23 protein-coding genes and 1 tRNA gene are annotated in these 19,484 nt (G+C 32.7%); 9 read left to right on the forward strand and 15 right to left on the reverse strand.

Going from position 1 to position 19,484, the window contains the following annotated elements:
* Positions 1–52: 52 nt before the first annotated feature.
* Positions 53–850 carry a DsbA family protein gene (locus NPIRD3C_RS04615; protein WP_148703044.1) on the reverse strand — a complete coding sequence of 266 codons (798 nt, stop codon included), beginning with the start codon at positions 848–850 and terminating at the stop codon, positions 53–55.
* Positions 851–912: 62 nt separating this feature from the next.
* Positions 913–987 (reverse strand) — tRNA-Thr (locus tag NPIRD3C_RS04620).
* Between the two features lie 119 nt (positions 988–1,106).
* On the opposite strand from NPIRD3C_RS04620, the gene NPIRD3C_RS04625 reads away from it, so the two are divergent.
* Positions 1,107–1,337, forward strand: coding sequence for a hypothetical protein (locus NPIRD3C_RS04625; protein WP_237087738.1), 231 nt, complete (start codon positions 1,107–1,109; stop codon positions 1,335–1,337).
* 103 nt (positions 1,338–1,440) lie between these two features.
* Positions 1,441–1,992, forward strand: a complete 552-nt coding sequence (locus tag NPIRD3C_RS04630) for a pyruvoyl-dependent arginine decarboxylase (protein WP_148703045.1) — start codon at positions 1,441–1,443, stop codon at positions 1,990–1,992.
* Here NPIRD3C_RS04630 and NPIRD3C_RS04635 read toward each other — a convergent pair whose 3' ends face one another.
* The gene (locus NPIRD3C_RS04635) at positions 1,993–3,138 is read right to left on the reverse strand and encodes a hypothetical protein (RefSeq protein WP_148703046.1); all 1,146 of its coding nucleotides are present in this window, start codon (positions 3,136–3,138) and stop codon (positions 1,993–1,995) included.
* 148 nt (positions 3,139–3,286) lie between these two features.
* On the opposite strand from NPIRD3C_RS04635, the gene NPIRD3C_RS04640 reads away from it, so the two are divergent.
* Positions 3,287–3,859: a hypothetical protein gene (locus tag NPIRD3C_RS04640; protein WP_148703047.1), complete on the forward strand. Its 573-nt coding sequence runs from the start codon at positions 3,287–3,289 to the stop codon at positions 3,857–3,859.
* Between the two features lie 115 nt (positions 3,860–3,974).
* Here NPIRD3C_RS04640 and NPIRD3C_RS04645 read toward each other — a convergent pair whose 3' ends face one another.
* The 8 genes from NPIRD3C_RS04645 to NPIRD3C_RS04675 all read right to left on the reverse strand — a co-directional run bounded on the left by NPIRD3C_RS04645 (position 3,975) and on the right by NPIRD3C_RS04675 (position 9,758).
* Complete coding sequence (locus tag NPIRD3C_RS04645; protein WP_148703048.1) at positions 3,975–5,747, reverse strand: M3 family oligoendopeptidase; 1,773 nt, start codon at positions 5,745–5,747, stop codon at positions 3,975–3,977.
* 66 nt (positions 5,748–5,813) lie between these two features.
* Positions 5,814–6,026, reverse strand: coding sequence for a hypothetical protein (locus NPIRD3C_RS04650; RefSeq protein WP_148703049.1), 213 nt, complete (start codon positions 6,024–6,026; stop codon positions 5,814–5,816).
* Positions 6,027–6,057: 31 nt separating this feature from the next.
* Positions 6,058–6,315: a UBP-type zinc finger domain-containing protein gene (locus NPIRD3C_RS04655; protein ID WP_148703050.1), complete on the reverse strand. Its 258-nt coding sequence runs from the start codon at positions 6,313–6,315 to the stop codon at positions 6,058–6,060.
* Between the two features lies 1 nt (position 6,316).
* Complete coding sequence (locus NPIRD3C_RS04660; RefSeq protein WP_148703051.1) at positions 6,317–6,856, reverse strand: inorganic diphosphatase; 540 nt, start codon at positions 6,854–6,856, stop codon at positions 6,317–6,319.
* A 57-nt stretch (positions 6,857–6,913) separates the two neighbouring features.
* Positions 6,914–7,333: a hypothetical protein gene (locus NPIRD3C_RS04665; RefSeq protein WP_148703052.1), complete on the reverse strand. Its 420-nt coding sequence runs from the start codon at positions 7,331–7,333 to the stop codon at positions 6,914–6,916.
* 48 nt (positions 7,334–7,381) lie between these two features.
* Positions 7,382–7,513: a hypothetical protein gene (locus NPIRD3C_RS10965; protein WP_255464650.1), complete on the reverse strand. Its 132-nt coding sequence runs from the start codon at positions 7,511–7,513 to the stop codon at positions 7,382–7,384.
* 98 nt (positions 7,514–7,611) lie between these two features.
* Positions 7,612–9,018, reverse strand: a complete 1,407-nt coding sequence (locus tag NPIRD3C_RS04670) for an EamA family transporter (RefSeq protein WP_237087748.1) — start codon at positions 9,016–9,018, stop codon at positions 7,612–7,614.
* Positions 9,019–9,161: 143 nt separating this feature from the next.
* Positions 9,162–9,758 carry a hypothetical protein gene (locus tag NPIRD3C_RS04675; protein WP_148703054.1) on the reverse strand — a complete coding sequence of 199 codons (597 nt, stop codon included), beginning with the start codon at positions 9,756–9,758 and terminating at the stop codon, positions 9,162–9,164.
* 87 nt (positions 9,759–9,845) lie between these two features.
* Between NPIRD3C_RS04675 and NPIRD3C_RS04680 the strand changes: the two genes are divergently transcribed.
* From NPIRD3C_RS04680 to NPIRD3C_RS04690, 3 genes are read left to right on the forward strand one after another with little or no spacing between them, the layout of a single operon-like run.
* Complete coding sequence (locus NPIRD3C_RS04680; protein ID WP_148703055.1) at positions 9,846–10,343, forward strand: HEAT repeat domain-containing protein; 498 nt, start codon at positions 9,846–9,848, stop codon at positions 10,341–10,343.
* Positions 10,344–10,352: 9 nt separating this feature from the next.
* Entirely contained in the window at positions 10,353–10,856 is a 504-nt protein-coding gene (locus NPIRD3C_RS04685) for a YkgJ family cysteine cluster protein (RefSeq protein WP_148703056.1), read from the forward strand.
* A gap of 37 nt (positions 10,857–10,893) precedes the next feature.
* Positions 10,894–11,649 carry a histidine kinase gene (locus tag NPIRD3C_RS04690; RefSeq protein WP_148703057.1) on the forward strand — a complete coding sequence of 252 codons (756 nt, stop codon included), beginning with the start codon at positions 10,894–10,896 and terminating at the stop codon, positions 11,647–11,649.
* Positions 11,650–12,195: 546 nt separating this feature from the next.
* Here NPIRD3C_RS04690 and NPIRD3C_RS04695 read toward each other — a convergent pair.
* Both NPIRD3C_RS04695 and NPIRD3C_RS04700 read right to left on the reverse strand, forming a co-directional pair.
* Positions 12,196–12,516: a hypothetical protein gene (locus tag NPIRD3C_RS04695; RefSeq protein WP_148703058.1), complete on the reverse strand. Its 321-nt coding sequence runs from the start codon at positions 12,514–12,516 to the stop codon at positions 12,196–12,198.
* Between the two features lie 41 nt (positions 12,517–12,557).
* Entirely contained in the window at positions 12,558–13,172 is a 615-nt protein-coding gene (locus NPIRD3C_RS04700; protein WP_148703059.1) for a glycosyltransferase, read from the reverse strand.
* Between the two features lie 343 nt (positions 13,173–13,515).
* On the opposite strand from NPIRD3C_RS04700, the gene NPIRD3C_RS04705 reads away from it, so the two are divergent.
* The 3 genes from NPIRD3C_RS04705 to NPIRD3C_RS04715 all read left to right on the forward strand — a co-directional run bounded on the left by NPIRD3C_RS04705 (position 13,516) and on the right by NPIRD3C_RS04715 (position 15,027).
* Positions 13,516–13,755: a hypothetical protein gene (locus tag NPIRD3C_RS04705; protein ID WP_148703060.1), complete on the forward strand. Its 240-nt coding sequence runs from the start codon at positions 13,516–13,518 to the stop codon at positions 13,753–13,755.
* Between the two features lie 194 nt (positions 13,756–13,949).
* Positions 13,950–14,162 (forward strand): hypothetical protein, encoded by a 213-nt coding sequence (locus tag NPIRD3C_RS04710; protein ID WP_148703061.1) that lies wholly within the window; start codon positions 13,950–13,952, stop codon positions 14,160–14,162.
* A gap of 277 nt (positions 14,163–14,439) precedes the next feature.
* Positions 14,440–15,027 (forward strand): hypothetical protein, encoded by a 588-nt coding sequence (locus tag NPIRD3C_RS04715; RefSeq protein ID WP_160272859.1) that lies wholly within the window; start codon positions 14,440–14,442, stop codon positions 15,025–15,027.
* 415 nt (positions 15,028–15,442) lie between these two features.
* Here the strand turns inward: NPIRD3C_RS04715 and NPIRD3C_RS04720 are convergent, their stop codons facing one another.
* Positions 15,443–18,388, reverse strand: coding sequence for a FecR domain-containing protein (locus NPIRD3C_RS04720; protein WP_148703063.1), 2,946 nt, complete (start codon positions 18,386–18,388; stop codon positions 15,443–15,445).
* Positions 18,389–18,809: 421 nt separating this feature from the next.
* The gene (locus NPIRD3C_RS04725; RefSeq protein WP_148703064.1) at positions 18,810–19,220 is read right to left on the reverse strand and encodes a hypothetical protein; all 411 of its coding nucleotides are present in this window, start codon (positions 19,218–19,220) and stop codon (positions 18,810–18,812) included.
* Between the last annotated feature and the right edge of the window lie 264 nt (positions 19,221–19,484).

Genomic DNA, 19,484 nt, shown 5'->3' on the forward strand with positions numbered 1-19,484 from the left:
ATTATTCCGATGCGTAAAGTCACAGTTTAGGTCTAATAAACGCTTGTTATTTTTATGCCTCTAGTTGTGCATCAATAACTTTTTTGAAACTTTCAAAGGGTTGCGCTCCCTTTAATTCCACATAACCTATCTCGTCATTTCCTACAAAGAATCCTGGGGTTCCTGAAACTCCGTAATCTCTTCCATCTTGAAGATCTTTTCTAATTTCATCAATATGTTTTCCAGATGTTAAACATGAATCAAATGTATTTTGTTCTAATTTTATCTCTGTAGCATATTTACTAAATGTGATTAGCGCATCGGTTGTTTCTTGTTTGTTCCATTCATTTTGATTCTCAAATACCATATCATGCATTTCTTTGAATTTACCTTGATCATTTGCACAATTTGCTGCAACAGCCGCAGGCAAAGCATTTGCATGGATACTTTGAATTGGGAAATCCCTGTAGACAAGTTTGACTTTTCCTTGATCTATATATTCTTCAAAAAGTGATGGAAGTGTTTGTATGTGGAATCTTGCACAAAACGGACACTCAAAATCAGAAAATTCGATTATTGTGATGGGAGCATCTGGATCACCAAAAAATGGATCATCATCTGCTGAAATTTTTACAGGTGAAGGTGGTTGGTTTGTAGGAAGTTTATTTTGTAGAATTTTGAGTTCTAGATTTGCAATTGCATTATCTAGATCTTCTTGTGAAATTTGATCTGAATTTATATTAGAAGCATACATCCCTGCAAAAAACGCTGCTACCCCTACTGCAACAATTAATCCAATAATGGAACTATGTGATTTTGATTTATTTTGCATTACCTCCTTTTGTTTAATTTCATTGTCTTCAAAACTCATGTAAAGTCATTCCAAAACCCAGCATACTTAATCGTATTGCCAAATTATAATTGAAATTTTAAAGCCAATGATGGGATCTGAACCCATGACCTTTCGCTTACAAGGCGAATGCTCTAGCCAGGCTGAGCTACATTGGCACGAAGTAAAATGAAATTTTTGAAGGTTTAAAGTGTTACCTGTGTTCTTTTTGGAAGGGATCTTTTAAGAAATTTTCCTAACCGTCAGTTTATAATAATGCAATTTTTTGTTACCTGTTATGAGATACATTGAGCCAACCAGAGTCAAAGTTCTGATGATGATGTTCTTTGCAACTGGTGTTCTTGGTATTATAATTGGTTTGTCTCCTGTTGCTCCGCCCTCGACAAAGATGATTATTACTTTTATGGGCGTAGTTAATGTGAGTCTTGGGGCATTCTTTACATTTATCCTTTTGACCCAAGCAGAAAAAGCTCCTGACAAAAGAAAAAAGAAAAAGAAACGAGATTGATTTTTAAATTTAATATTTTTAAAATCGATGACAATTTATTTTCAAGATATTATTTGGCATATTGATTAAAGTTAAATAATATTCCATTTTCTAAAATTCAGAAATGCTGGATTTAGTTGCAAAGAAATTATTTCTTACAAAAGGAAAAGGCATACATGAAGATAGGCTGACTAGTTTTGAATATGCCTTGAGAGATGCAGGAATTGCAGGAACCAATCTTGTTTTAATTTCTAGTATTTTTCCACCAAAAGCAAAACTAATCTCCAGAAAAGAAGGACTAAAACAAATCAAACCAGGGCAAATTCTGTTTACAATATATTCAAAGAACCAAACAAACGAACCCCATAGAATGTGTGCTGCATCTGTAGGGCTTGCACAACCAAAAGATACCAAGAGATATGGGTATCTTTCTGAATACGAATCATTTGGTCAAAATGAGACTCAGGCCGGCGACTATGCTGAAGATATTGCAGCGCAAATGTTAGCTTCGTCATTAGGAATTCCATTTGATGTTGATAAAAACTGGGATGAAAAAAGACAACAGTGGAAAATATCTGGAGAAATTTATAATACTCATAACATTACTCAGTCAACACGTGGAGATAAGGACGGAAAGTGGACTACTGTCTTTGCTGCAGCAGTACTTTTGTTGTAACTATTTTCTATATCCTTTAAGATAGAATAAAGCAGCTGCAATTGCAACTATTGAAATAATTATTACAACTATAATTGATTCCATTGATGATTCTGATGGAGTTGGTTGTACATCACCTAATGAAAATTTCAGATTCTCCTTGTTGACTGAAGTCTGTTCTCCGAAGATATATTTTCCTTGAATTCTTTGCCCTTCTTGAGGATCAAAAACCCATCCCTCTTTTGAGATATCTGTTGGAATTTTCTCACCATCTGCCACTTGAGTTGGAACAATATTTCCTTTGATATTTGAAATGATTTCATTTTCAGGTGATAATATTACTACTTGAATAATTGAATTAAGTGGATAAAATCCAGCAGAAAAATAATTTGATCTGTTAATTTTGTCTACTTTTAGCAAATCCAAAGGACTAATTTCTGAAATTGTTGCTGCTTTACCTGGATAATCAACTGATAATTTTAACTGTAAAAGTGATTTTGATTCTAAAGGTATCACTGAAAATGTCATTTTTGCATTTTCTTCTGATGATAGTTTTTCTGCAATTTCGTAGAATCCTCCCCCATCTCTAATAATTTTTGGAATAAGAATTGCTGATATTTTTTCATACATCGAGTCTGTATCTTCTGGTGGCATTGTGTATACTGCTGAAATCATGCCCCTTCCTGAAATAATTCCTGATGTCTCAAGTGCCTTGTTGGATTCATCATCTGTATGCAAAAAAACAGAATGGAATTGGGCATCCGTATCAAAGACTTGATTTATCTCATCAATGTATGTATCGGCAACCTCTCTTGCAGCATCTTGAATCTCAAAAATTCCCTTTGCTGATGGATCTCTTAACACGTTTATCATTATACATGATTCATCAAATACACCTAAGACACATTGCTCTTGATTTGTTACAATTATTGCCTTTATCCTTTCATCCTCTCTAATTTTTTGTTCTAACTCTGCTGGAATTCTAATTTCCTGAATGCTTGTGCTTTGTAGGGTTATTGATGCAGTGACATTTTGTGATATGCTTCTGTCTACAATTATTTGTGCGGTCTCTTGAAATGTTGCCAGTCCCATTTCCTGTGAATATGCAAAATTCGTTGAAATTCCTACAAATGCAATTGATATTAAAATCCAAAGTAATTTCTGCATTGGTTGTTCCCTCTAATAATGAAATTATTAACTTTACTCTATTTTTGTATATTTTCTAAATGATTTTTTGATGAATTTTTTTTATTTTTTTACAAAAATTTGTCATCGACTAACTAATATCCTGTTTTGTATAAAATTATAACTAATATTGGCCCTAATCTCCTTTCTTGTTGATATATTTGAAGATCCAATTTTCTCTATAATTGCAGTAATTGGTGCATTTGGGATTGGATTGTTTCAAGGACTAATTTTGGGGCGTGCAATTCTTGTAAGATTTCCGCGTTTACAAAATCACCTAAAAACAGTATCAATTACGTTGTTTGTTTTGTTTTTGGTAAATGCTATTCTTAGTGTTCCTCGCTTTGCCTCTCCTGAAAAAATTGAACTATCTAATATTGTTGCTGGTAACCCTGGTGAACTTGCATCAACCTTGTTTCTTATTTTTGGAATGAATACTGGATTTCTGACAGTACTTGCAATTTCTGTAACTGTAATGACTTTTGTCATTTTGAAATTTACAAACATGCATGGAGTTGTAAAATTATTTGTATTCTTTTTCAGTTCTCTTTTGTTAGTACTTACTGGAATTAGTAGATTCACAGATCTTACTCCAAGTACATTTGAGGTTTTATTGTATTTTCTATACCAACTTGGATTGACAATAGGAATTTTGGGTGGAACCATTCGAAAGGTAAAACCTAAAAAATTAGACTTGAAATAATTTCAAACGTTTAAATCAGATAATCTGTGATGTGGTTTTGACATCGAATTCAAACCGTTCGGGGAACAAAGCTGGCAGTCCTTGCGTTGGACTGTCAGCCCCATTTATTAAAAATCTAATTTAATGATGATAGCGTTTTGACTTGCTCATTGACATAATCAAAACCTTCTTGCCAAAATTTAGGGGATCTTATATCAAGGCCATGTTCAGCAAGAAGTCTTTCTGGCTTTTTTGAACCTCCTGCTGCAAGAATGTCAATATATGATGAAACAAAATCACTCCCCTCTTTTTTGTATCTTTGAAATAATGACAATGCAAGCAGGTTTCCAAATGAATATGCATAGCAGTAAAATGGCGTGTGGTAAAAGTGTGGTATGCAACTCCACTCGATTGCAAAATCATCTGAGATCTCAACTGAACTACCAAACTGTTGTTTCAAGTTTTTTAGATATGTTTTTGAAATTTCATCTATTGTTGTTCCTTCTGCAATCTGTTTGTGAGCATCTACCTCAAAAATCGTGAAAAAAGACTGCCGTAGAATTGTTGCATACAAATCATCAATCTTTTCAGATAACATTATCTTCTTTTCATCATCTGAAATTTTATCTGAAATATTGTCATACAGCAATAATTCTGAAAACGTAGATGCCGTTTCGGCCAGTGGTAATGGTGCATCTTGAACCAGAATTGATCTATTTTGTGCTGCTTGACTGTGAACTGCATGGCCTAACTCGTGTGCTAAAGTAAAGACATCTCTTGATTTTCCTGTAAAATTTACCAAGACATATGGGGTAATTTTTGGTGTTAGTGTGCTACAAAATGCCCCGTCTCTTTTTCCTTGTCTTACAGCTGAATCTATATGATTTTCATTGAAAACCTTTCTTGCAAAATCTTCTAACGTACTACTAAATTTTCCAAGTGACTCAAAAACTAAATTTACAGATTTATTGTACGAATAATTTTTTTCTTTAATGTTGGCAGCAGCTGGTGCATAAATGTCATATCTTCTGAGTTTTTTCATTTTTAGCATCTTTGCCTTTTGCACAAAGAATTTTTGAAAGACAGGCGCATTTTTTTTACATACTAAAAGAAGAGATTCTATAGTTTTATCATCAACGTCATTTCCAATATTTCTCATTGAAATTGGTGTCTTGTAGCCTCGAATTTCAATACCTTCGTCTTTCCAATTGAGTACAATATTTTGGTAAATCTCTCCAACCACTCCCTTATTTTGATTGTATTTTCCAAGAATTGTTTTGTAAGCTGTCTCTCGAATTTTTGGATTTGTGTCTCTTACATAATTTGTAAGTTCTTCTCTTGTCATCTTTTTTGTTTTGTTTCCAACTTTCATCTGATATTCAAATGAGTTAGTTATTTTGTCATACAATTTTACAAGTGCAGAAATCCCTGTTACATCCAGTGTGTTGATAATTCTCTCTTCTGGTTCGCTAAGTGAGTATTTTGCAATTAGTCTTTTATGGGCCAAGTATTCTGAAATCTCTCCTGCATCTTTAATCAATCTCTTTGCATTTTTTTCATCAACTTGTGTTTTCCACCATAGATCAAAAAAGAGAATCTTGTTTGAAATCTCTGATCCTAATTTTGACATTCTAGTCATTAATGATGTTGCTTCATCTGATTGGGTGTCAGAAGAGTATGATAAAGATGCATATCCTCCGATCTTGCTCATTTTTTCAGAAATTTCTTCTACTTGCTTTAGTATCTCCATGAATTTTTTAGAAGACATTTTTGGATCTAGTTTTGATTTAATTTTTTCAAATTTTCTAGCTTGATTCTCTAACTCTCGAATTTGCTTTTGAAATGCTGGACTTTTTGGATTCTTTGCTAATTCAGAGAGATCCCACATTCCTAGTTGGTACTGAGACATCTACTAGTCGTAATTTTCTGACTATTAAAAAATCAATATGATAACATCTTTGTCCACTTTTAGTCCTCAACTGTTTTTCATTGATTTTAAAATTCTTTTAATTATTGAGTATAATGCTAGGCTAATACCAAAAATTATCCAGGCATAACTATATGCTGAAGTCTCTTCGATAAATTTAGGTGGGCCTTCCCCTGACAACAAAATTCCTAGGCTGATTCCACCAGCTATTAAAAACCCTATACCTATCCATAAAGCCCAATGAAATTTTTCTCTATTCAACTAACAAGTGTCTTCTAATGCATTAAAAAAATCAATAGTATTCTTTGTGATGATAACACCACTTCCAAATGTCTCCTGGAATTGCTTTCATTACCGGATGACCTGTCTCCTCAAAATGTTTTGTAGCATGTTTTCCAATAGATGAATCACAACATCCAACATGACCGCATGTTAAACACATTCGAATTGCAACAACTGGAAGATGCTCTTTTTCACACTCTTCACAGCTTTTTGTGTTGGGAGTAATTCCTCTTTTTTCTTCTAAAAAATGGTTACACTCTTTTGACATCTTAGTATTTTTTCAAAGTATTTTTGTATCTTTTAATTGATTCAACAATGATGCTTTTTGCTTCTTTTGCTGATTGCCATCCTAGAATTTCAACTTTTTTTCCTTCCAAGTCTTTATACACTTGGAAAAAGTGTGCAATCTCAGAGCGATAGTGATCTTCAATATCTGAAATATCTGTAGTATGTAAATACCTGGGATCATTTGTTGAGACACAAATAATTTTGTCATCCAAGTCCCCTGCATCCTTCATTTGAAGTAGACCTATTGGTCTTGCTTCAATTAAAATCCCCGGATATGTTGGATTTGTGACCAGCACCAACGCATCTAGTGGGTCTCCATCTTCAGATAGTGTTTGAGGAACAAGTCCATAATCTCCTGGATAATGAAATGGTGAAAATAATACTCTGTCTAGTTTTATCATGTTGTGTTTTTTATCGTACTCATACTTGTTCATAGAACCTTTAGGAATCTCTACTACTACATTGATAATTTCTGGAATGTCTGCACCTGATTCTATATCGTGCCAAAAATTTTTACTCATTTTCTAGCTAGCATTTTCTTGAATAGTATATGAATTCTGTGAAAAAATAAAGAAAGTTTAGACTAGCTGATTTTGATTAGGAATGACTCGGTACACCATTACAGTGTACTCTCCCTCAAAGGCTTTTTGCACATCTCCATTTTCATCAGTGCTAGAAACTCTAAACTTGTATTCATAAGAGCCGTCTCCTTTAACATCTACTTGAGCAACATGCACCAAATCATCTGCTTCGTCAAAGAATTGAATGATTATTGGATGTCTCTCGACATATTCTGAAGGACTACCTGTAACAAATCCCCATGGTAATGTGTTATCTTCTGGAACAATCATTGTTGTAACTGTCTTTTTGAGGCTTATCTCTTCATTGATGGGTGTAATTGTTGTCGACTCGGAAGTTTCTGCAATTATTTCTGATGGAAACATCAGAACTGCAAAAGATGCAATAATTGCTAGAAAAATACCTGACTTTGTTCTCATAAGTGAATATTTTCCAAAGTTACTTAAAAAATTTATTACAAATTTGTACTATGGTAATTCATCTTCCAAGTCAGAACATGCTTTGTGAACCCATTGTTCTTTGGAATTTTTTAGAATCTCTTTTCCCACTTTGATTGCCTCTCCACACTCTATGCATTTTCCTGGAAATCGTGCCTTCATATCTTTCTTTGATTGTTATCTAATTTTAAGTAGATGGATTGACATGTAGTCTAGGTATTTTTTGCTTCATTTTACTTTGAGATATTGATATCTTTGATTTACGAATTATATCTTTGTATGGTTATGGGTTTTCTTTCTAATCTGCTGATAATTCCCTTTATTTGATTTATACTAAATGGCTTGTTAATAACAATTGATGCCCCATATCTCTTTAGCATATCTTCCATACCTTTTGTAACATCTTCTGTTATCATGACAATTTTTGTTGTCGCATCTTTTTTTCTAATCTCTTTTAAGGCAATAATTCCATCTAATCTTTTTGTATGCCCATCAATGAATATGATGTCTGGATTGTATTTTCCCCTCATTTTAATGACATCGACTCCTTTGGAAAGAATTTTTATGCCTAACATTTCAAGTATTTTACAAAGTACTCTGACTACTAGATGATTATCACTAACAACTATTGCAGTCTTTGGCCTGCTATTTACAAAATTAGGGATATTATTTAAAAACCTGTTTTTTTCTTTGCTGTACTGTTCTGCATGTTCTCTTTTCTGCATGTTTCCTATTATTTTCAGGATTTTTTTGAAATTAGATGTTTTGTGTCTTACAAACTTTGAATTCTTGTATTTGTTTTGATATGACTTGGCTGTTTGTGCATCTGACTCTGATTCTGCAAGCTTGTTTCTTAACATGAAAATACCTATTAGAGTTATTGAAACTGAAACCATATCCATTGATGTGATTTCTTCAGAAAGGAATATTCCTGCAAAGATAATTCCAAACACTGATGTTGTAGAATACAACAAAACACTTCTTACTGCACCAATTTTTTTCAAGCCTGCTAAAAATAACAATGTTGACATTCCAGTACCAAGTATCGCAATTATCGCAATACTTGGAAGGTGTGATATTTCAAAGTCCATTGGTATCTGTAAAATAGCTATGAACAATAATGCTATACCCGCACATACAAATGATATGATTTGCGTTACTCTTCTGGAATCATACTTGTCTCCAATATACTTACATAATGTAATATCAATTCCATACAAAAATCCTGAAATGATAATTAACAAGTCTCCTGTCATGATGTTGTGAATATTCATCCCATTTTCAACAATGTTGTTTAGAATGGGGATCACCATCATTCCGATAACGATCATGGAAAATGGAATGCATTCCTTTATGTTTAGCCTCTCTTTGAAAACGACCATTGCAATTATTAGGGAAAAAACTATCTCACTATTGCTAAAAATTGATGCGTTTACTGCTGTTGAGTTTTGCAATCCAAAAAAATACGTTGCCAACGCTGCAACTTCTGATAAACCAATAAGTCCCATGAATAGAATGTCTTTTCGTGAAAATTTGCTAACTGAATCTGTTTTTCTTGCTATGGGTGTAAAAAATGCCCCACATATCATGTATACAAGAAATGTCATTACTATTGGATTTATCCCAATTGAACTCTCTCCAATCTCTAACATCGGTTTTGATACCACATGTACCAGAGATGATAAAGCTGCTGCAATAATGACTAAATAATATCCTAGATAATTCTTGTTTTTGACTAAACTACATCTCAATTGTTTCCATTTATGGAAATGACACCATCATTTAATAATATGATCCTTGTATTTTGTTCCTAAAACCGTATGGCTTTGATGAATAGGCTTTTCTCAGAATCCATCAACTGTAATTCTACACTCATTCTTTTGCCTTCTAAATTAATTCTTAGATTGCTGAACGCACATAGGTATTTGTTGATTTTTTTATTATCTCGTGAAATCTGTTCTGCTTTGTATAGTAACCCATTATCAATCAAATTGTTAATTTTTCTGTAACCTGATGTCTGTGATAGATTGCAATCCTCAATAATCTCTGAAATTATTTTTGGGGTTTCTGCAACTGACTCTAGAATTGCTTTTTTCTCTAAATCCCCAAATGACTGTAAAATCATTTGAGACATTTTTTCATCACGTAAAATGTACCACCCTTCTTTTGATTTTGACTTTGATTGAAAAATGTTTTCAAAGAATTTTCTCTCTAGACCATCTGCACCTTTTCCAAAAAACTCTCTTAACACCAAATCTAGTTTATCAAATTCTTCCATTGCCTGTGTAAATGAAATTCCATATTTTTCAAATAACCTGTCTTCAATTTTTTTGACCGTATTTTGTCCAAGATTTTTCCTGATAATTTCTTCTAATGATTTGGCAATAAGGTTGTCTAAACCTGGCATACTAGTGTATAATCCTGATCATTTATTAATTTTCTCTGTGGAAATGAGGGATATTTTTATTAAATACTATTCCCAAATTTGGTAATAATGACAATTCAACTTTTTGATGAAAATAATATGCGTCAGCTACCTGATGAAGAAAGATTTGAAATTTGTAATGATGTATTAAGAAATGAAACTGATGAATCAAAGAGATGGGATGCTGTATGGCTTGTAGGTGAATTGGCCGAAGATCAGGATGATAAAAATCTGTTACGAAATAGAGTAGCTGATCTTTTAGAGTGGGTCTTACGTAATGATACAAATGGTGTAGTAAAACATGAAGCAAGTTTTCAAATTGCTGCAAGAAACCTTAGACATAAAATACATGTTTTGACAGATATTGCACTTAATGATAAAAGTGTTCTTTCAAAACATGAAGCAATTGAAGCACTTGGGTTAATGAGGGCATTTGAGATCGAGGATGAAATTAAAAAAGCACTTGATGATCCAAGTATAGATGTGCGAGAAACTGCTGAGTTTGTTCTAAAGAGATTTGATCGTTTACGTAATAGTGGGGAGTATAAACCATCTGATATACTGTAGCGTTTGTTTATGCAAGAAAATCTAAACTCATCACATTGGAAAGGATTATGTGAAAAGTGTGATCACAAATCATGTTGTAATGATTATGTCACCCCTTTTGTTACTGCCTTAGAATATGAACAATTAAGTAAATTGAGTAACAAAGACTTTGCAGATCCTGTATTGATTAATGGAATTAATGGTTATGCTTTAAAAAAGAAAAAAAACTCTGAAGAATGCATCTTTTGGGATCGAGAAAAAGGATGCACTGTTTATGAAAAACGACCATTTGATTGCAAAGTTTTTCCATTTGACATATACAAAATAGATGGAAAATATACTTGGGTAGTGTATTCATGTAATCCTGAATCTGATTGGAGTTGGTCCGAAGGCTTACTCCAAGTTTTGGAAAAAGATGCAATTACTATGGATCTCTTAGAACACATTGATGCTTTTTCAGATTTGGGTAGATTAGAATCTTCAGACAAGTCTTATGATTTTGTAATTCTCAGGGAAGTAATTTTGCCAAAATAAACCCATCTTATAATTACAAGTACTATAGATATTAAATATGGACACCGTCCCAGAAAAACTTTCAAATCCTATTAGTCTTAGAGCAATCATACTTATTCTAAGTATTGTACTTGGATTCCATTTTTTGGTAAATTTTATTGAAGATACAGACTTGTTGGTTTATGGATTCTCTCTGATAATTCCTGGAAGTGTTTCTATTTTTAGTTTTATTGTTGCACGGAAGTATTCTGATTCCTTAGTCTTTTCCAGATCTTATTATTTTCTAGCATTTGGCTTTGCTAGTCTCTTTCTAGCTGAGTTAACTTACTTAATTTATGATCTATTTCTAGGAATTGATCCATATCCTTCAATTGCTGATGTCTTCTTTTTCATATTTTATCCCATGATTTCTTTATTCGTGTTCAAACACATACAGTTTTTCTCTTCCCCAACTAGTATTTCGGACAAAATCATTCTGGGAATTATTCCTGTGGCAATAACTACATTGTATCTCTCAATTACAATTTCTGAAGAATTTAATTTTGATTTTTTTTATGGAATCCTATTTGTTTCTGCCACTTCAATCTCTTTTGCCCTTTCTATTTATGCATTAAAAATTTTTCAGGGTAGCTTAGTGGGAACCTCTTGGATAATTATGGTTGCAGGCATCTTAATTTTGGTAGGTGGAGATATTTGGTATTATTATATTGAATTGTTTGAAGAATACACATTAAGTCATACTGTAAATGTTTTTTGGTACTTGGGATATCTTGTGATTTTGTATTCTTTAATTAAACATAGATCATCACTTTGATTTACTTCAATTGTATTGCAGTAGTTTGGAAAAATTTGAAAATAATTTCATCTATGATGTAAAAATTCCTAGTCTGCTTATTTTGAATAATTTGCTGATTTCAACCTAAGTATGATGCACCCTTAAATCTTATACCAACAATAATCTTCTATGGAAAATCCTTATACTGATTTTGTTGGAAAAGTATGGGAACAATTTCCACAACTTGCCCAATTGCATAACTTAGAAAATACGACTGTCCCAATGTGTAATCTAGATCAATTTGTTGAATCTACATATCATAATTTTATAACAAACAGAAAATTGTTTTGTTTACTGCTTCTTCAATATCTGATCATTTTGTAAATGAGTTATTGAGCAAAGGTGCTCACTCTTGTATACGAAAACCTGTAGACATCGATGTGTTATTAGAAAAGATTGAAAGGTTGAATGAATAATGGAAACAAAGGGAAAAAATCGGTAAAAATAGCAATAGGATTTTAGAACTAAGACTTTATTTCATATTCAACTCTATACTAAAAACAACCGACATATGGTTCAATTCCTTTACTTTTGAACCATATTTTCATATACTTTCATTATGCATTTACAATGATACTCGGGGGTAAATTCAATTGGTAGCTCACTTACTATCTCATTTTTATGATTAAACACTTGTAAACCACAAGCCAACGCTTCAAGTCCAGTTTTTGACCAAGCCTGTACAGGATCCCCATCAGAATATGTATAAATTTTGATATCTACTAACTTATTGTATTGGTTATAAAGTAATGGCATTTTATAAAATGGCAGTCCCGTATTTTTTGAACTATGAAAAGTGTCATCACCTCTATCAAACACTTCAATATCCCAAATACAATGTTTCATTAAATATTTTTGTACAGATGGAAAATCAACATATCTAATTTTTATGTAAAGTGCTTTCTCAGTTTTTTTTCTATTTCAGGCATTGGTCTGAATAATTCAGTGTCAATGGCATTACTGCAAACATATGGTTTTGGTAATTCTGGATGTTTTAATACGTGTTCTTCCAAGTCAGGTGTTGAACAAATTATAGCATCTGCATGACTAGAACATTCCACTAATTCTTTTTCATTGTTTGGTTTTATCAAGTCTGAGCCATGAAACTGTAATATTATTTTCTTGTTTGGAAATATCTTTTTGTATTCGGGAACTATTTTGTGGATACCATGAATGTGAATTATACCATAATCTTTGGCTTGTCGTTTACAATAATAAAGATATTCTTTACCTCCCATATCAACTGATTCTTGTTGATAATACTTAGTCATACCAAACGGATCATGTATTGTTCTCATAATTACATGGGATTCATAGCCATTTTTGTTAAGTTCGCGAGATAATAATGAAGCAACCCCTGCAGTATCCCAAATATGAAGAACTCTTTTGTAATTCTCTATGCCATTTACCTGACATTTATTATCTCTGTAAGTATTAACTCTAATGGATACTAACTTTATTGCATTCTTGATTTTTTTTGGTATTGTTTTTTTCCAATTCATTATATTCATACTTTATGTAATTCGTAGTTATACTATAAAAATAAATGACTAACTAATGTTTATGAAAATTATTTATAAAAAAAATGATAAAACATTACTTTATTGATATGTGCAAATAACCTTTGAGATTACACAAAAATCTTTTGAAATGTTACGATAATTAATTAATCGTTAAACAATTAAAACTCAAAGAAATTAAAAAGTAATTTGGATTCTGATACTGTAAAGTTTATGGTTGATGACTCATAAAAATTATGTATGATCAACTGCAGATTTGACAGAACATTCTACAGTAACCTTTTTAGTTGTAAATGGCATGAGTGTAGGATACGAAATCTAAGATATGACTGAAATTCCGGATAAAAAGTGGATAGCCAATTATAGCGAAGAGCCAACTCAAAAGCAACGTATTGCTCTTGATAAAAAAGATATTGATTCAAAATTAAGTAAATCCATATCTCTGGTTAGAGCTCTTCAAAATGAACTACTCTTAGAGTCCTATTCAAAAACTGACATTGAGAAAGGACTGGCCCAAATACTATTTGATCTGGAATGTGTCAAAAACGGATTTATGGACGTCTAATTTTTTTCTTTTTTTATTATGAAACTTTTGCAACTACTAAAGATCCTACAATTTCTTTAGATGGATTTTCTTATGGTGAATTTTTACCCTATTATCCATTAATTGCTGGAATAACCTGTGTGGGGATAGTTGTAATTCTTGGTATTAAATTATACAAAAGAAAATATAAAAAATAATTTTTTATTAAAATCAACATGACTGAACAAGAATCTTATGATGAAGAACGAGTTTCAGATGAGTTTAGAGAAGAACATCATATTGAAAAAGGCAGAAAAGTCATAGGCTATGTAGAAATTTTAATGACTGAAAAAAACGGCATACCCAGGATTTCATTTAATGGTGGAAGATTCTTTAAACATGAGTACGAAAAACATCTCGAGACTCCCATAGTAAAAAAAATTCATTGATTTTATGTATAAATTGTCACTTGAAAGTCCATTGTTTCATTTATCTGATGAAAACCTGTTTGGATTTAAGCTGCCAAAGAAATCATAATCAGATAATTTTTCTTAGATAAGATGGCAGAAATCTATTGGAGTACTTTTGAAACTCTTATCTTTTTTATTTTCTCTCAAGAGCAAACGATTCGAAGTACTTATGAATATCACAACTTGAAACCCAGACAAGATGAAGTCTATCATGATCTTGTTGGGTCTGACCATATTTTTGGTTCCGGCTTTTGCAATGGAACTTGTCCCTATAGGTACAACGATAATTGACTATGGCATATATGATTCGGATGGAAACGTCACGCACGAGTTGGTAGTGGGCCAAAAATACGAAATCAGGGCTCATTTTAAATCAGACTTGGATGAATCTGTCCCCTTTACGTATTTCATCCAAATACTTGACAAGGACCTGCACTGGACTGAAACTGTTGAAGAGTTTCACACCAATGGCGTCTTGCAATCCCATGAGGAAAAATCATTTACATTTGAGTGGATTCCTGAGTATGAGGGACGGTTCCGGACGTTTTCAGAAGTGGGGAACACTTTGAGCCAAACCACAATTGGAGGGGTTCCGCAATATGATTTCGTGGTGACAGGATACCAATATCCGCCAGACTCAAACTATGTTGATTTTCGTGATGCTGAAGGTAAAATAATCGAAGTCGGGTGCAGTGTTGGCTTGAGGGCATCTCCTGAGGGTCATTTTGGTGAGAGTTTTCTTGAATTTATAGAATGTGCTACGCTTACACCTTTGGTTTTGGCAATTGTGTTGCCTTTTGCAGGAATTGTGTCTATTTTTATTATTTGGAGAAAAAGAAAATGAATACCAGATTCAAAATTTTAACAATAGGATTTTTAATGCTTGCACTGGGAGTTTTACTGCATTACTCCAACAATAACTATGGATTTTTAATTCTACCATTGGGCTGTTTTATTGTGTTGCTGGGATTCACTTATCAAAGATGGTGGCGATTTAAAAAATGAAAACTAGATTGTTGAGTTTACTTGCAATTCTTTCACATAAAAATATGATATTATGAGATTAATATGGACCGGATGGGGTCTGATGCCACAGTGGGGGCAGATACCTTTCTGATGATTTTGCAAAATGATACTATGGCAGAAAGTTATTGGGGTACTTTCAAACTCCTACTTTTTTTATTTTTTTAGTTTTGTGACAATTCTACATAAGATAAGGACTTTAGTAGAACACTACACAAGCATCAAACAACAAAGAGTCATTCCATTACTTGAAACGTTGCTCTTGCAAATTCTGTATCCGAGTGTTCTGCAATTATGGTGTACGAGCCTATCTCCCATTGTGGATCAACGGCCAAACGAATTTCAAAATACCCATCATCGAAGGTTGCAGTTGGAATTGAAAAAAGAGTTTGATCTTGCTCATAATATATCACTAGATTAACCTCTGCAAAATCTGAAGAACCAAAATTCCCATTTACCATAAGCTCATGATACTCTGGATCGTTAGGCAATTTGATAACTTGTTCTGAAATATTTAGGGTTCCTCTAGATGTTGAAAAATCAGATACAGATTGTTCTTCTGGCTTCTTGTTGTTGTCAATTAGTTCAGAATTTGTGTTTTCTAGATAGTCGTCATTATCATCATCCTCATTTTCTCCAATAGGATACACATAGTCTTCATCAAGGTCGGAATATTCTTCATCAATTTCTTTAACTTTGATGGCATCCTCATCCCCGATTACAACAATTCCATTTGATACTAAGTATTGTATTCCATTGAGGAAATCCCTATCATCTATAGTGCCATCTGCCCACCATCCAGCATTGTTTCGAATCCAGTCAGGAATGCCTTCTACTGTACGTTTGGTTTGCTTTGACAAATCTGGAATGTAAATCATGTCCTCTTTGATCATGTATTGTATTCCAGATACAAAACTAGAATCATCAATAGAACCTTCTGCCCACCACTCTGCATTGTTTTTAATCCAATTAGGAATTTGAGGATTGTTTGAATCTAGTGTTATAATAAGAGAATCCCATTCTTCTGTATCAATTCTTTCTTTTGAGATTAAACCATCTTCTTTATTGACTATGATCTTGTTACCTTCCTCTAATTGCATAAGTGTATTTGTTGAAATAGGTATTACATCAATTTTTCCTTCATTGAGAAATATTGTGTCCGAATTTGTTTTAGAATTATGTTCTAGTACAAAATCAGTACCTCTAATAGTCATTGCCTCAACTGGAGTAAGTACTTTTGAATCCGTATGAGGGGTTAAAGTACCGCTAACCCATCTAAAAATACCTTTGATCACCTGTATTGTTTTTTCTTTTACTGTGTAATCATCACGATATACAAAAGAATCAATTGTAACTTCAGAATTTTCTCCTATTGTAAGATTGGTGTCATCTGCAAAATGAATTACTGCATTACTGTTTTCATTTGTGATTATTGTATCTCCTTTGTTGATTACATGATCTTTTGACAATACCTTAAAATCTGTTTCAGTAGGTTTTTTTATCTGAACATGACCTGTTAATTTTTCCACATATCCTACTGAATTTCCAGAATTTGCAGAGCAATTGATTCCATCATTTGGTTTCCAAGTCTTACTATATTCTTCCCATGACAAGAGATTTGATGTCTGGACATCAATTATGTCATGGTGCATATAATCAGGCAATCTCGTGTCTATTATCAAGTCTGATTTAGGGGCCCACCAATCAGGAGTTCCAGCGCTTGATGTGTAGGTTATCAGTACTCCTGCTTTATCATAGGTACATTGTTGACCATGAATTGCATTATTTTGTGTGTGCCACCATACAGACGTTCTATATCCATTTTCTGCATTAGGATGATGTTTTTTCAGTCCTAAATTGGATTGTATAAATCTCTTATCTGTTTTGATATCTTTTTCTAAACAAGGACAATGAGGTAGTGTTGTATGCCAATCAGATACTGTATTTTCAATGCATTGTGCAATTGCACGAGCTTCATCTACAGTAACAGGATCAACATACTCAAAGAACTTAGAATTAGGTGGATCTATAATGTCTTGAGGGCACTGAATCAAATTTAGTTTAAAAGATTCCAAGGATTCTTTAATTAGTAGAAGACCTGAACTATCAAATGCATCCTTTGGACTAGAATATTTTGCAATTTGCGTATCTAGCATCTCGACACACCCTATCAAACCCCATAACCTGTTGTTATTCACAATATTGTGAGCAATACAATAATCTGAAAATGCAAGAGTTGTTTCTGAATCTAAGGGAGTATAATTTGTGAAACTCTCTACTACATATACCAAGTTTCCATTTATGTTACTTGTGTAAGTTTTTAGAATTTCAGTATGGCAAGCATAGTACTCATTGTCATAAGTTTCAATACACCAATCACTAATCTCCTTTTTCATCTCTTCAAATGTGTTTACATCATCGTATTCATCAGTTATTGAAATATCAAAATACAATACAGGATCGTTAGCATATTCATCACCATAATTTTTACTTTCCACACCAAATACAAATTCCCATTTATCCGATGGATCATCGTAGTTGCTCTCTCGGAAACTTGTAGGATGCATAATTGTAAAACCATGTTCAATATCAGTATGGATATTCATTCTAATAGAGTCATCAATCGAAACATCATCTGGATTACATCCGCTTTCATTGGTAACTAAAAACGCTTTCTTATCTAAAGTAAATCCAAGTGCCACACTATCTCCGTATTTCCCATCCACTACATCTTGGATAAGAGATTCTGGTAGTTTTGGCTCTGTAATTGGAATTTGTTTAAAACAGTTGCCCACATAGAAAAGATATACTTGGCCTTTACCAAAATCTGGTTGAATAGTTTGCTTGGACTCGGATAAATCGTTTACTATATTTCGAATTTGTGCTTTGAACGCTCTATCACTGCCTACTAAATTATCAGTTAAACGATAATCATCATCTTTTGCCACTACGTACAAATTACCATCATCGAGTTTTACAAGAACATTTACAATTGACATAACATTAGTCGTAATTGAAAACATACTAAGATCATCTGCAATCACTTGACCCATCATAACATTGGACATTCTGATATCAACATGCCCCAAATCTTTTGCACCGTAAGCCAGATCTGAAAGAGAAAATCCAGAAAAAACCAGAATCAGTATAAAAATAATTCCATGGACTTTTTTATTTTTCACGTTCAACGTAAATTTAAGTTATTATTAAATTGTGAAAAAATGATAATAAGTAAACCTTGTTTTACAATTTTTGTACTTGATGGATTCGCAGAATAACATATGACAGAAAGCGACTGGAACGCTTACAGTATTCCTATCTCTATTTTTTATGCCTAAGATTATGTTTTATTCCAGAATGTAAAACAACCTGTTATTGCCTCTAGAATTTAGAGAAAAAATTACTAAAAAAGTCAGTTTTGTCTTAAAGAACAAGAAATTACCTGATGAATATATTAACAATAAACAAGAAAAAAGAACTAAGCGATTTGAAGGCACTCTAATAGATTTGTACTGTTAATCTAAGAAAAACTTACTCCGAAAATATCTGTGGCGGGTAACAGTTTTTGAAAATAATTAATGCTGAAAAACAATCCTCTTCATTTTACTGACATTCAGTGATCAAGCTGATACTATCTTGTTCCAAGACTGATTCTATGAATTCATATCCTTCTAAATTATCGATTAGCACTCTGCCGTTACCTTCTTCTGTCCATATGCCCTCAAATGAAATTTTGGTTTTGTTATCTTGCATATTTGTAATCATAATGTTTCTATCTGGTACATCAAATCTACGATCAAGTTCTTTAATCTCATTTAGCATTACTGTTCTAAATATTTCTTTGTCAGTTATTTTTTGAGGTACATAAATTACTATATGTGTTATGCATAATGAATCATTTTCAGGTAAGTCATATTCTGGTTGCCATGGAAACAAAACATTGTTAACTGTAATTCCTCCCATAACAATTGCTACTGCAATAACTGATGCAATACCTAAATTGACTGCCTTCATCTCTTCAACCTAATTCTGATCCTTATTATTTGGTATTGGTTTTAACTAATACTGTGACTATTACTCTGCCCATACCATTTTTCCTATATTTGCTTTGATTACATTCATGATGAGTGAGAAAAATATTTTGAATTAACGATTAATCGATCTATGAAAATATTGAGGCATATGCCCTATCTTGGATGTTCTATCGAAGACCTTTACGTAATATATCGTTTAAAATTTCTGAAAAACTTATGTGTGATGATGTCTTTGATATCATCC

Origin of the sequence: Nitrosopumilus piranensis (genome assembly GCF_000875775.1) — an archaeon.
Taxonomy (GTDB): Archaea; Thermoproteota; Nitrososphaeria; order Nitrososphaerales; family Nitrosopumilaceae; genus Nitrosopumilus; species Nitrosopumilus piranensis.

Excerpts from the sequence above, each read along its gene's own strand:
- NPIRD3C_RS04615 (WP_148703044.1), bottom strand. The coding sequence starts at position 850 with ATGAGTTTTGAAGACAATGAAATTAAACAAAAGGAGGTAATGCAAAAT.
- NPIRD3C_RS04625 (WP_237087738.1), top strand. The coding sequence starts at position 1,107 with ATGAGATACATTGAGCCAACCAGAGTCAAAGTTCTGATGATGATGTTC.
- NPIRD3C_RS04630 (WP_148703045.1), top strand. The coding sequence starts at position 1,441 with ATGCTGGATTTAGTTGCAAAGAAATTATTTCTTACAAAAGGAAAAGGC.
- NPIRD3C_RS04635 (WP_148703046.1), bottom strand. The coding sequence starts at position 3,138 with ATGCAGAAATTACTTTGGATTTTAATATCAATTGCATTTGTAGGAATT.
- NPIRD3C_RS04645 (WP_148703048.1), bottom strand. The coding sequence starts at position 5,747 with ATGTCTCAGTACCAACTAGGAATGTGGGATCTCTCTGAATTAGCAAAG.
- NPIRD3C_RS04655 (WP_148703050.1), bottom strand. The coding sequence starts at position 6,315 with ATGTCAAAAGAGTGTAACCATTTTTTAGAAGAAAAAAGAGGAATTACT.
- NPIRD3C_RS04660 (WP_148703051.1), bottom strand. The coding sequence starts at position 6,856 with ATGAGTAAAAATTTTTGGCACGATATAGAATCAGGTGCAGACATTCCA.
- NPIRD3C_RS04665 (WP_148703052.1), bottom strand. The coding sequence starts at position 7,333 with ATGAGAACAAAGTCAGGTATTTTTCTAGCAATTATTGCATCTTTTGCA.
- NPIRD3C_RS10965 (WP_255464650.1), bottom strand. The coding sequence starts at position 7,513 with ATGAAGGCACGATTTCCAGGAAAATGCATAGAGTGTGGAGAGGCAATC.
- NPIRD3C_RS04675 (WP_148703054.1), bottom strand. The coding sequence starts at position 9,758 with ATGCCAGGTTTAGACAACCTTATTGCCAAATCATTAGAAGAAATTATC.
- NPIRD3C_RS04680 (WP_148703055.1), top strand. The coding sequence starts at position 9,846 with ATGACAATTCAACTTTTTGATGAAAATAATATGCGTCAGCTACCTGAT.
- NPIRD3C_RS04685 (WP_148703056.1), top strand. The coding sequence starts at position 10,353 with ATGCAAGAAAATCTAAACTCATCACATTGGAAAGGATTATGTGAAAAG.
- NPIRD3C_RS04690 (WP_148703057.1), top strand. The coding sequence starts at position 10,894 with ATGGACACCGTCCCAGAAAAACTTTCAAATCCTATTAGTCTTAGAGCA.
- NPIRD3C_RS04695 (WP_148703058.1), bottom strand. The coding sequence starts at position 12,516 with ATGAAACATTGTATTTGGGATATTGAAGTGTTTGATAGAGGTGATGAC.
- NPIRD3C_RS04700 (WP_148703059.1), bottom strand. The coding sequence starts at position 13,172 with ATGAATTGGAAAAAAACAATACCAAAAAAAATCAAGAATGCAATAAAG.
- NPIRD3C_RS04705 (WP_148703060.1), top strand. The coding sequence starts at position 13,516 with ATGACTGAAATTCCGGATAAAAAGTGGATAGCCAATTATAGCGAAGAG.
- NPIRD3C_RS04710 (WP_148703061.1), top strand. The coding sequence starts at position 13,950 with ATGACTGAACAAGAATCTTATGATGAAGAACGAGTTTCAGATGAGTTT.
- NPIRD3C_RS04715 (WP_160272859.1), top strand. The coding sequence starts at position 14,440 with ATGGAACTTGTCCCTATAGGTACAACGATAATTGACTATGGCATATAT.
- NPIRD3C_RS04725 (WP_148703064.1), bottom strand. The coding sequence starts at position 19,220 with ATGAAGGCAGTCAATTTAGGTATTGCATCAGTTATTGCAGTAGCAATT.